At 57.2% G+C, this 12,504-nt stretch carries 8 protein-coding genes; 2 read left to right on the top strand and 6 right to left on the bottom strand.

Annotation, left to right across the window (positions count from 1 at the left end):
* Positions 1-208 precede the first annotated feature (208 nt).
* Together MCRY_RS12940 and MCRY_RS12935 are read left to right on the top strand one after the other, a co-directional pair.
* Entirely contained in the window at positions 209-748 is a 540-nt protein-coding gene (locus tag MCRY_RS12940) for a sigma-70 family RNA polymerase sigma factor (RefSeq protein WP_085630509.1), read from the top strand.
* A gap of 7 nt (positions 749-755) precedes the next feature.
* The gene (locus tag MCRY_RS12935) at positions 756-1,409 is read left to right on the top strand and encodes a ChrR family anti-sigma-E factor (RefSeq protein ID WP_085630507.1); all 654 of its coding nucleotides are present in this window, start codon (positions 756-758) and stop codon (positions 1,407-1,409) included.
* Between the two features lie 55 nt (positions 1,410-1,464).
* On the opposite strand, the gene lpdA is transcribed toward MCRY_RS12935, so the two are convergent.
* The 6 genes from lpdA to MCRY_RS12905 form a co-directional block, all read right to left on the bottom strand.
* A complete protein-coding gene (lpdA, locus tag MCRY_RS12930; RefSeq protein ID WP_085630505.1) occupies positions 1,465-3,204 on the bottom strand; it encodes a dihydrolipoyl dehydrogenase in 1,740 nt (579 codons plus the stop codon).
* Positions 3,205-3,217: 13 nt separating this feature from the next.
* Positions 3,218-4,480 carry a dihydrolipoyllysine-residue acetyltransferase gene (gene aceF, locus MCRY_RS12925; protein ID WP_085630503.1) on the bottom strand — a complete coding sequence of 421 codons (1,263 nt, stop codon included), beginning with the start codon at positions 4,478-4,480 and terminating at the stop codon, positions 3,218-3,220.
* Positions 4,481-4,499: 19 nt separating this feature from the next.
* Positions 4,500-7,160, bottom strand: a complete 2,661-nt coding sequence (gene aceE / locus MCRY_RS12920) for a pyruvate dehydrogenase (acetyl-transferring), homodimeric type (protein WP_085630501.1) — start codon at positions 7,158-7,160, stop codon at positions 4,500-4,502.
* A gap of 184 nt (positions 7,161-7,344) precedes the next feature.
* Positions 7,345-9,027, bottom strand: coding sequence for a D-lactate dehydrogenase (gene dld / locus MCRY_RS12915; RefSeq protein WP_085630499.1), 1,683 nt, complete (start codon positions 9,025-9,027; stop codon positions 7,345-7,347).
* Positions 9,028-9,050: 23 nt separating this feature from the next.
* Positions 9,051-11,117, bottom strand: coding sequence for a TRAP transporter large permease subunit (locus tag MCRY_RS12910; protein WP_085630497.1), 2,067 nt, complete (start codon positions 11,115-11,117; stop codon positions 9,051-9,053).
* Between the two features lie 116 nt (positions 11,118-11,233).
* Complete coding sequence (locus MCRY_RS12905; protein WP_085630495.1) at positions 11,234-12,286, bottom strand: TRAP transporter substrate-binding protein; 1,053 nt, start codon at positions 12,284-12,286, stop codon at positions 11,234-11,236.
* Positions 12,287-12,504 lie beyond the last annotated feature (218 nt).

Raw genomic sequence — 12,504 nt, 5'->3', positions numbered from 1 at the left:
TAGTTTTGTTTACGCTCCAAGCCACAGAACGGATGAAAAGAAAAAGAAAATAATCTGTGATCCAAACCTGTACTTGTGCCGTATCTTCTACATGTTCACGACAACCATGCTTTCCTCGGACTGCCATGCCTCTCCCGTTGCCAAGGGAATGGAAATGCGCGATTCGAGCAGGGTAGGCGCGAACGGAACGGGTATTTTGATTGCAGGAATGACAAACGAGGTCGTCCCTTGGGTGGATGACATGGTGGCGGTCCGCGATGCGCGGGACGAAGCGGCATTTATTCGGGTGTTCGGTCATTTCGGACCGCGGGTAAAGGCCTTCCTGATGCGAACTGGCATGGATGCGGCTCTTGCCGAAGAATGCGCGCAGGAAGTGCTCGTGACGGTTTGGAACAAGGCGCATCTTTACGATGCCACCCGGGCAAGTCCATCAACGTGGATTTTCACCATCGCCCGGAACAAGAAAATAGACGTGCTGCGAAAACAGCGGCGCCCCGAACCCGAAGACTTGCCTTGGGGACCGGAAGCAGAACCCGATCAGGCAGAGGTCATCGGGTTACAACAGGAGAGCGAGCAACTGGGTCGTGCCTTGCGCGACCTGCCCGAGAAACAAAGAGAGTTGATCGAAAAGGCCTATTTTGGCGAGCTGTCTCACAGCGAAATCGCCGATCAGACAGGCTTGCCACTGGGCACGATCAAATCTCGTATTAGGTTGGCGCTTGAGCGATTGCGCCACTCGATGAAGTGATACTGAAATGACCGTAAAACACCACCTTACAGACGACCTCTTGATGGCTTATTCGGCAGGCGACCTGCCCGAAGCCGTCAATCTGATCGTCGCGACCCATATTTCGCTTTGCGATGAATGCAGGGCGGCATTGGGCAGCTATGACGCTGTGGGCGGCGCCGTTCTCGACACCTGCGCCAGCGTTGAAATGGCGCAGAACAGCTTGAAATCTGTCTTGGACATGATCCACGCCCAAGACAGTCAGGTTCAGGACAAGCCCGTGTCAGCCATGGTGCAAGACGATGTTTTGCCCGCACCTCTGGTGGATTACGTCGGCGGCGGGCTGGAAAATGTACGCTGGCGTTCGGCGGGCATGGGTGTGAAGCAGGCGATCCTGCCAACGTCCAAGCACGCAACCGCCCGTCTGCTCTATATCCCGGCAGGCACCGCAATCCCGGATCACGGGCATCACGGTCTTGAACTGACTCTCGTGCTCAAGGGCGCGTTTCAGGACGAAGGCGGTTACTTCGGGCGAGGCGATATCGAAGTGGCCAGCGAAGATCTGAACCATACGCCTGTCGCTGACATTTCCGAAGATTGCATCTGCCTCGCGGTCACGGATGCACCGCTCAAATTCAAAGGTCTGGTGCCGCGCATCGCGCAGCCGTTCCTCGGCATATAAGCCGACCGGCAGACCAGCGAAAAAGGGGGCCAATCGGCCCCCTCTTCTTTTGCGTTTACGCCTTTTTCTTCTTCGGCGGCATCAGATCGGTGATTGTGCCTTCGAACATTTCAGCGGCAAAGTTCACCGTCTCCGACAATGTCGGGTGTGGGTGGATCGTGTGGCCCAGATCAACCGCATCCGCACCCATCTCGATGGCAAGCGCCACTTCCGAGATCAGATCACCGGCATTGGTGCCGACGATGCAAGCGCCAATCACACGATCATCTTCGGGATCGAAGAGCAGCTTGGTGATGCCCTCATTCCGCCCATTCGCCAAGGACCGACCAGAGGCCGCCCACGGGAACACGCCCTTTTCGTACTTGATCCCCTGCGCCTTGGCCTGCGTTTCGGTGACGCCGCACCACGCCACTTCGGGGTCAGTATAAGCGACCGACGGGATCAGCGACGCATCGAAGAATCGCTTGTGACCCGCGCAGACTTCCGCCGCGACCTTGCCTTCATGCACGGCCTTGTGGGCAAGCATAGGCTGGCCAACCACATCACCAATCGCAAAGATATGCGGCACACCAGTGCGCTGCTGGTTGTCCACGGCGATAAAGCCGCGATCATCCACCGCAACACCCGCTTTTTCGGCGTCGATCACCTTGCCATTCGGCTTGCGCCCCACGGCCACCAGCACCTTGTCGAACGTATCGTCAAAGGTTTCACCCTTGTCGTTCTCGAACGTAACCTTGAGCCCCTTCTTCTGCGCCTCGACATTCGTCACCTTGGTCTTGAGCCAGATGTTTTCGTACCGGCCCTCGATCCGCTTGTGCAGAGGCTTCACGATGTCCTTGTCAGCCCCCGGCATCAGCTGGTCCATGAACTCCACGACCGAAATCTTCGATCCCAAAGCATCATACACACAGGCCATTTCCAGACCGATGATGCCCCCGCCAAGGATTAGCATCCGCTTGGGAATGTCCTTCAACTCAAGTGCCCCGGTGCTGTCGATCACCCGCTCGTCGTCATGCGGGATGAAGGGCAGGTTCACAGGTTCGGACCCGGCAGCGATGATGCACTGGTTAAAGCTGACATTGGTCTTGCCGCTGTCCCCGATCACTTCGATCATGTTCGGCCCGGTAAAAGTGCCATAGCCTTGGACGACCTGAACCTTCCGACCCTTGGCAAGACCGCTCAGACCTCCGGTCAACTGACCAACGACGCTGTTCTTGAAGTCGCGCAATTCATCTAGGTCGATCTTTGGCTTGCCGAAACTGATCCCATGCGAGGACATCTCCTCGGCCTCGGTGATCACCTTGGCAACATGCAACAGCGCTTTCGACGGAATACAGCCCACGTTCAGACACACACCACCCAGCGATGGGTACTTCTCGATCAGGACAACTTTCTTACCCAGATCGGCCGCGCGGAACGCTGCCGTGTAGCCTCCGGGGCCAGAGCCCAGAACAACCACTTCGGCATGCACATCGCCTTTGCCGGACGCGGTGCCGGTTGCCGCCACAGATTGCGGGGCCACGGGTGCCGCATCAGCCGCTTTCGGGGCGTCTTCAGCTTTGGCATCCGCGCTTTCAAGAACCATGATCACGGTGCCTTCGGAAACCCTGTCGCCTTCGGCCACCTTGATCTCGGTGATCTTGCCCGCTGCAGGCGATGGCACTTCCATCGTCGCTTTGTCAGACTCCAGTTCGATCAGCGGGTCTTCGGCGGAAACCGTATCGCCCACGCTGACCAGAACGGTCACAACGGGTACGTCTTTGAAATCCCCGATATCGGGTACTTTAACATCCATCAGATCGTCCCCCTTACCACATCAACTTGCGCATATCGCCAAGCAGGTTCTTGAGCGTCACGCAGAAGCGCGCGGCCAAGGCCCCATCGACGGCACGGTGATCGTAAGACAGCGACAGCGGCTGCATCAGGCGCGGCACGAACTCTTCACCGTTCCAAACCGGTGCCATCTTGGACCGTGTCAGACCAAGGATCGCCACTTCGGGTGCATTCACGATAGGGGTAAAGCTGGTGCCCCCGATCCCGCCCAGCGACGAGATGGTGAAGGTTGCGCCCTGCATGTCCTTGGACTTGAGGTTGCCTTCGCGCGCGGCTTTCGACAGGTCCATCAGTTCCTTGGAGATGTCGACCAGACCCTTGCGATCCGCATCTTTGATCACCGGCACCATCAGCCCGTTGGGCGTGTCCGCCGCAAAGCCGATGTTGTAGAAGTCCTTCTTGATCAGCTTGTCGCCATCGGGATGGATCGACGAGTTGAACTCCCAATGCTCTTTCAGCGCAGACACAGATGCCTTGATGACAAAGGACAACAGGGTCACGCGATAGCCGTTGTCCTTGGCCATCGTGTCCATTTCCTTGCGGTACTTGTCTAGATCCGTGATGTCCGCCTCGTCATTATGCGTGACATGCGGAATGTTGAGCCAAGACCGGTGCAACGCCGGACCCGAGATCTTCTTGATCCGGGGCATTTCGATCTCTTCGATCGGCCCAAACTTGGAGAAATCCACAGCCGGGATCGGCGGGATGCCCATACCACCAGACACGGCACCACCCGCAGCAGCAGGGGCAGCCGTCGCCTTCAGCGCCTTCATGACGTCTTCGCGCAGGATGCGACCCTTGCGGCCTGTTCCGTTGACTGTCGCCAGATCAACCTCAACAGTCCGTGCGAAGGCCCGAACAGACGGCGATGCGTGAACCTTACCAAACCCTGCATCCGTCTTTGCGGGTGCAGGTGCAGGTGCGGCTGCCGGAGCAGCAGCGGCGGGCGTTTCAGCTTTCGGGGCCTCGGCCTTGGGCGCGTCCTTCGGCGCATCAGCAGCGCCATCAGCCTCAAGGATCAGTATCAGCGATCCTTCGGAGACCTTATCGCCTTCGGACACCTTGATCTCTTTCACCACACCGGCGGCAGAGCTTGGCACTTCCATCGTTGCTTTGTCGGACTCGAGTTCGACAATCGGGTCTTCCACGGCAATCGTGTCACCCACGCTCACCAAAACGGTGACGACGGGCACTTCGTTGAAATCGCCGATATCCGGTACTTTAACTTCTACGGTCATAGTCTTGTTCTCCTCCCGCTCAAACCAGACGCGGGTTCGGCTTGTCGCCGTCGATGTCGTATTTCTTCAATGCCAGTTGCAGGTCTTTCTCGGTCACCGCGCCTTCGCGGAAGAGATCGACCATCGCAGCGGCGGCGATGTGGTTGGCGTCCACTTCAAAGAACCGACGCAAGTTCACGCGGCTGTCCGAACGGCCATAGCCATCGGTGCCCAAAACTGTGAACCGACCCGGCACAAAGGCGCGGATTTGTTCAGCGTAGTTCTTCATGTAGTCGGTCGCGGCAATCACAGGGCCTTTCGCACCGTCAAGCTGCTGCGTGACATAGGGCACCTTGGGTTCGGCCAGCGGGTTCAGACGGTTGTGACGTGCACAATCTTGACCATCCCGCGCCAGTTCGTTTAGCGACGTGGCCGACCAAATGTCCGAGGTGACACCGAAGTCTTCCTTTAGCATCTCAGCCGCCTTGATTGCCTGAACAAGGATCGTCCCAGAACCCAAAAGGTTCACATGTTTTTTGCCCGGCTTAGCGGTCTTGTGCATTCTGTAGAGACCTCTGATGATCCCTTCCTCGGCCCCCATCGGCATCTCAGGATGCTGATAGTTCTCGTTCATCAGGGTCAGGTAGAAATACACGTCTTCCTGATCGACAAACATCCGCTGCAAGCCGTTCTGCACGATCACCGCGACCTCATAGCTGAAAGTTGGGTCGTAGCTGATGCAGTTCGGAATGGTGCTCGCCAGAATGTGCGAGTGCCCATCCTCGTGCTGCAAACCTTCACCGTTCAGCGTGGTCCGCCCAGCAGTCCCGCCCAGCATAAAGCCCCGCGCACGGCTGTCGCCTGCGGCCCAGCACAGATCACCGATCCTCTGGAAGCCGAACATCGAGTAGTAGATGAAGAAGGGGATCATCGGCACGCCGTGGTTCGAATACGACGTCGCCGCCGCAATCCAGTCCGCCATAGCGCCTGCTTCGTTGATGCCTTCCTGAAGAACCTGACCATCCAGGCTCTCTTTGTAGAACATCATCTGGTCTTTATCCTGCGGGGTATAGTTCTGCCCCAGCGGGTTGTAGATGCCCGCCGACCGGAACAGACCTTCCATCCCGAAAGTGCGGCTTTCATCCGGCACGATCGGCACGATATTCTTGCCGATCTTCTTATCCCGCAACAGCGTTGTCAGGATACGCACAAACGCCATCGTCGTAGAGATCTCACGGTCTCCGGTGGACTCAAGCTGGCCCTTGAACTGCTCCAGCGCCGGAATCTCGAGCTTCGGTGCATCGCGCCAATCCCGCTTGGGGAACGACCCGCCTAATTCTTTGCGCCGATCCGCCAGATAAGCCTTTTGCGCGTTGTTCAGGCTGACAAACGGCAGTTCCTTTTCCAGCTCTTCATCGGTGACCGGAATCTGGAACCGATCCCGCATCGCCTTAAGCTGGTCGAACTGCATCTTCTTCTGCTGGTGCGTGGTGTTCTGGCCTTCGCCAGCAGTGCCCATGCCATAGCCCTTGACGGTCTTGACCAGCAGACAGGTTGGCGTGCCCTTGGCTTTGCTGGCCCGCAGGAAGGCGTTGTAGACCTTCTTGGGGTCATGCCCGCCACGACGCAGCGCCCAAATCTGATCATCGGTCCAGTCTTCGACCAGAGCCGCAGTTTCAGGATATTTGCCGAAGAAGTGCTCGCGGATATACGCGCCGTCTTTGGATTTGAACGTCTGGTAGTCACCGTCGACGGTTTCATCCATCAACTGGCGCAGCTTGCCCGAAGCATCGCGCTCCAACAACTCGTCCCAGCCACGGCCCCACAGAAGCTTGATCACGTCCCAACCGGCACCGCGGAAGTCGCCCTCAAGCTCTTGTACAATCTTGCCGTTGCCGCGAACTGGGCCATCAAGCCGTTGCAGATTGCAGTTCACAACGAAGATCAGGTTGTCGAGACCCTCGCGGTGCGCCAGATCAATCGCGCCCCGGCTTTCCGGTTCGTCCATCTCGCCATCGCCAAGGAAACACCACACCTTGCGGTCAGCCATGTCGATCAGGCCACGATTGTGCATGTATTTCATGAACCGCGCCTGATAGATCGCCATCAGCGGCCCCAGACCCATCGAAACGGTCGGGAACTGCCAGTAATCCGGCATCAGCCATGGGTGCGGATAAGAACTCAAACCACCGCCATCGACCTCGGACCGGAATGCCTCAAGCTGTTCAGCGCTGATGCGACCCTCCATGAAGGAGCGCGCATAAATGCCCGGAATCACGTGACCTTGGAAAAACACAAGATCGCCGCCGTGGATCGCTGATTTCGACCGCCAGAAGTGGTTCAGCCCTATATCATACAGCGCTGCAGAAGAGGCAAACGAGGCGATATGCCCACCATATTCGCTGCTTTCCTTGTTCCGCTTCACCACCGTGGCCATCGCGTTCCACCGGTTGATGGTGCGGATGCGCCACTCCATTTCGGTGTCGCCGGGAATGTCGACTTCGTCGTCAGATGCAATGGTGTTCTGGTACGGTGTGGTCGCCGAGAATGGCAGTTTAGCACCGGCGGCACGCGCCTGTTGAACTGCCTTGTCGAGCAGGAAATGAGCACGATCAGCGCCATCCCGAAGGATCACGTCTTCAATCGCGTCTTGCCATTCCTGGGATTCGACCGGGTCAATATCTTGCGGGCTGTCTTTCATAATCCCTCTTCCCTTAGTCTGGCCGTTGGCCATTAGTTTATCGTTGAACAAATTGTTTGAACACAACTTCACTCAACCATGTAACGCGCTCCTAGCATGCCCGGTTCCCCTGGGGCAGTAAGTCCACGTCATATCTTCCATGCAACAGGCGCATGGCAAAGTAGTTCAGAGTTAAACAAATATTTCACGCGTAGTTCTTACAACGCGACATCTTGCCAATGCCGGGGTTAAAGGAATTGGTCGGGTCGATTGTCTTGTAGAAATCGGCAAGGTCAGGTTTCGCCTTGTAGATATGGCCTACATTGTGCTCGGCCGGGTATTCCGCCCCGCGCTGATCCAGCAGTTCAAGCATCTCAGCCTTGAGCGCAGCCACATCCACCCCCTTCTTCACGATGTAATCCTGATGCAATACGTGACAGAAGAAGTGCCCATAGTAGAGCCGATGCACCAGCTTGTCCGAGATATGCTCAGGCAACTGTTCCAACCAGTTCCGCTCATTCCGCTTCAACGCGATATCGAGCGCAAGAATATCCTCGACCTCGTCCCGATGCACATTCTGATACCGGATCGCAGCACCGGCAGCGGCAAAACGGTTCAACCCGGCCAACTTCCCTTCACGCGGCGTACATTCAAAGAAATCCCCGTCCCGCTCGGCAAAAAATGCCTTTAGGAAAACCTGCGCTTCCTCGACACCTCCATCCCGCATCTTGAGGATCAGGTGATGCTCATACTGGTCACGGAAGTCAGTCAGCCGCTTTGGCAACAGCTTAGGCACCATGCGTGACACCAATTGCATGAACCGGTCGGTAAACCCGCGCGTCAGCGCCAGCTTGTTCAGCCGCGCATCAACCGCGCCCTTCATCGCAAAGAACATCGGCAGCTTGTCGGTGCCCAGCTTGTCGATCATCAACACTGTGTCTTTGCCGTAGGTCTCTGAAATGTCAAAGCACTCCCGGTGCATGTATTCGCCCGAAACAGGCAGACTGTCGAAGTCTGACAGTACATACCGTCGAAGATCGGTCAACGCCCCGGGATCATTGGTCCCAATGTAAAATGTCTGCTCAACCACATTGACCGGATACGTGTCCAGCCGCACAGCAAACACCGCCAGCTTCCCAGCACATCCAGCCGCCTCATAAAGCCGCCGCTTGTCCGCGTTAAACCTCGCCGGGCTGTCGGCATCCACATCGCGCACTCGACGATGATATTCCGTATCCGACGCCCGCTTGTTCGTCGCCTCTAGATCAGCTTCACCAAACGTGCCTGTCTGCACGCGGGTTAGAATCTCTTCCGGCGTATCGCCCAGCGCAATACCCAAATGGTTCACCAACTCCAGATCACCTGCTTCCGTGATCCGTGCAAACAACGACAACTCGGTATAGCTCGGCCCCCGCTCGATCAACGACCCGCCTGAATTGTTGCACACGCCACCAACGATGGACGCACCGATACAGGATGACCCGATCACTGAATGCGGCTGCCGCCCCATGGGCTTCAGCAGCTTTTCCAAGGCGAACAGCGTCGCCCCCGGCAGGCTCACCACCTGCTCACCGCCGCGCACGGTGTGGATTGCATCCATCCGCCGCGTGTTGATCAGAACCACATCGCGGTCATACGACCCTTTCGGCGTCGACCCTTCCGTCAGCCCGGTATTGGCCGCCTGCATGATGACGATCTTATCCGCCGCCACACAGGCTTTCAAAACCTGCCACTGTTCCAGAACCGTCGCGGGTTGCACCACCGCCAGCGCGTCACCCTCACCCGAGCGGAACCCTTTGCGGAACCGCTCGGTCTGCTTGGCGCCGGTAAGGACATGACGTGTCCCAACCACCGCGCGCAAATGTTTCAGAAGGTTGTCGTCCGTCATCGGTCTTCTCCCCCTTGTCCGGCTCAGTATGCCACCGAAGGCAGCCACGTTGCGAGCCATGGCATGAAGAATACCAACGCCAACCCAGTCAGCTGCAACAGGACAAATGGCACCACCCCCTTGTAGATATGCCCCAACTTGATCTCTGGCGGGCACACACCCTTAAGATAGAACAGGGCGAATCCAACCGGCGGCGTCAGGAAAGAGGTCTGCAAGGTCACCGCCACAAGGATCACGAACCAGACCAACGCGGCCTCGTCGACAACGCCGTAACCAGGAATATCGAGACCCAGCGCGTTGATGATCGGACGCATCAATGGAAGCACGATCAATGTGATCTCGATCCAATCCAGAACAAAACCCAGCAGGAAAACGATGGCAAGGATCACGATCACAGTACCATTCGGGCCGAACCCGGTGCCAAGGATCATGTCTTCGATCAACTGATCCCCACCAAGTTCGCGCAGCACGTACGAGAATACAGTCGCGCCAAGGAAAATGGCGAAGATATAGGCAGTCGTATTGAACGTGGACTTGAGCACATTGATCAGCTTTTGCAGCGTCAGTTTGCGATACCCCAGCGCCAAAACCGTAGCCCCGATGGCCCCGATGCCAGACGCCTCAGTGGGCGTGGTGATACCGGCAAAGATCGACCCCAAAACCGCAAGGATGAGTCCCAATGTCGGAAGAACCGCAACCAGCACATCCTTAACCGCAGCCCAATCCGGACGCACAGCCCCCTCAGGTGCCGGCGCAACCGACGGCTTCAGGTACGAGATGCCAAAGATATAGGTCAGATACAGAAACCCGATCAACATACCCGGCAGCATTGCCGCCATGAACAGATCGCCCACCGAAAGCGCCATCTGGTCGGCCATGATGACAAGCATGATCGACGGCGGGATCAGAATGCCCAATGTCCCCGACGCCGCGACAACACCTGTGCCAAGCAGCGGCGAATATTTCTGTTCCACCATCGACGGCAGGGCCAGCACACCCAGCAACACCACGGAGGCACCAATAATCCCGGTAGAGGCTGCAAGGATGATCCCGATCATCGTCACTGTGATCGCCAGACCACCACGTGTGCGCCCGAACAGACGCTGCATCGACGTCATCAGCTTTTCCGCCACGCCGGATTCGTCCAGCATAAGCCCCATGAAAATGAACATCGGAAGCGCAACCAGAACCGCGTTCGACATCGTCGCGTATACCCGGTTCACCACGGCGCCAAGGCTCAGGTAATCCAGACCGATCAGCGTTTCTTCAAGCCCGGTCCAATTCATCATCCCGTTGTCGAACAGATACGCGATCCCACAATAAAGCACGCCTGTCCCTGCCAGCACCCAAGCCACCGGAAACCCGGTGAACAAAAGCGCGATGAAGGTCAGGAACATCGCAATGACCAGCTTTTCCTCGGTCGTGTGCACAAGAAAGGTCAACGCGAACGCCACCACGGCAAAGCTCACCAACGCCCAAAGGATAAGGCGCAAATCCTTGCCCTGCCGCTCTTCGGAACCTGCCACAAACAAAGCGTGCACATCGTGGATCAACCGTGCCAACGCCGCGAAGGACAAAAGGACAAACGAGATCGGAATGATCGCCTTGAACGCCCAGCGCGCGGGCAAACCAGTCGGCGAAGACGACCGTTCGCTGACACGCCAGCTTTCGTAGAAATAATCCCACCCCTGATCGACCATCAGATAGAGGAACGGCGCCACCAGCGTCAGGATGCCCAGCACTTCGATGATCCGCTGCGCACGACGGCTCAGTTGCAGGTGTAGGATATCCACCCGGACATGGCTGTCGGTGACCAGCGCATAGGAAATGCCGACCATCGTCACCAGTCCGTAGAAATGCCACTGGATCTCGTCCAGTTTAGGGAAGTTCTGGTTCAGCAGATAGCGAAACAGCACCTGCGCAACGATGGCTCCGATCAGCAGGACATTCGCCCACATGACCACGTGACCGACGCCCTTGACCATCTTGTCGATTCCGACGGCAACCGCCTGCGTGTCCTTGTCCTCGTGTTCGAGGATTTTCTCGTACGTTTCAATCGGGTCTTCTATGGCTCTTACAGTCTCTGACATGATGGTGCCTCCTGTCCCTCACCGGGCAGAAAAGACCCGGCGTCCAAATCCGTGAAAAAGTGCAAAACGAATAAAGCGCGGCGACCCTTCACCGGGGCCGCCGCCGGTGCGCAGATTTATTTGCGCGGCAGGAAAGCGTTCTCTTTCCAAAGCGTGTAGCCATCGCGGAAGTCATTCAGGTCCGCCAAGACCTTGGCGAAGAACTCGTTGTTCGCCGCTTCCTCTTCGGCAACCGCGTCCCATGTCGCCTCAAAGGTCGTGAGCATCTCATCCGACCACTGCTTGATCTCGACGCCGTTGTTCTCGACGTTGTCGATCATGGCATTGAACTGAAGCGCCTCACCTTCGGCAAAACTGTCGGCCATCGACGCCTTGCACGCGTTGGTGATGATCGCCTGATGCTGTTCCGAGGCCTCGTTCCAGACGTCCTTGTTGATCATCAGCTCGAACACGGTCGCCTGCTGGTGCCAGCCGGGGAAGTAGTTGTACTTGACCAACTTGTGGAACCCAAGACGCGCATCGATCGCAGGCATCGAGAACTCGGTCGCGTCGATCGCGCCTTTTTCCAGCGCCGGGAAAATCTCACCACCGGGCAGGAGCGATGTCGCGACACCCAGCTTCTGCATGACTTTGCCACCCAGACCGAAGAACCGCATTTTCAGCCCTTCAAGGTCGGCAGGCGTGTTGATCTCTTTCGCAAACCAACCCGACGTCTCCGGAGCAATGATCGCGCAAGGCAGGACGTGTACGTTGTATCCGGCCTGATCGTACATCTCTTGGTACAGGCTCATGCCATTGCCATAATACAGCCACGCCATGTACTCGCCCGCCTCGGGGCCGAACGGGACAGCGGAAAACAGCGGCGAAGCTGGGATTTTGCCCGCCCAGTAACCGGCGGTCGTATAGCCCGAATTGATCTTCCCAGTGCTGACCGCGTCCAGAATTTCAAACGGATCAACAAGCTTGCCCGGCTCATAGACCTTCATCTTGAGAGTGCCGCCCGACATCAGGTCAAGCTGATCCGCCACACGCGGGATCGGCGTGCCAAGACCCGGCAACGCGGTCGAGAACGCAATCGGCGTCTTAAGCAAAAGCTTGTCAGCGGCATGGGCGGCCGGGGCTGTCAGAACAGCCGCTGCCACGGCCAGGCTGGTGAGTACGTTTTTCATATTTCCTCCTCAGGGTCTTCCGGCCTGCGCCGGGAAAAATCACCGGGCCGCTCACCCGGGATGCAGTGGTTCATATTATTTACCACCCCTTGAAATCAACGATTTTGTGACCACTACCTCCCGAACCCGTGCGAAATGCTTCTGCTCACCGTTTGTCTTCAAAAAATATTTCTGAAAGTTATTTTTGGGCAAACTTCTGATTTTAATATTCTTTATGC

It is taken from the genome of Marivita cryptomonadis (assembly GCF_002115725.1).
Classification (GTDB): domain Bacteria; phylum Pseudomonadota; class Alphaproteobacteria; order Rhodobacterales; family Rhodobacteraceae; genus Marivita; species Marivita cryptomonadis.
This window is presented reverse-complemented; position numbering and strand designations above follow the sequence as displayed.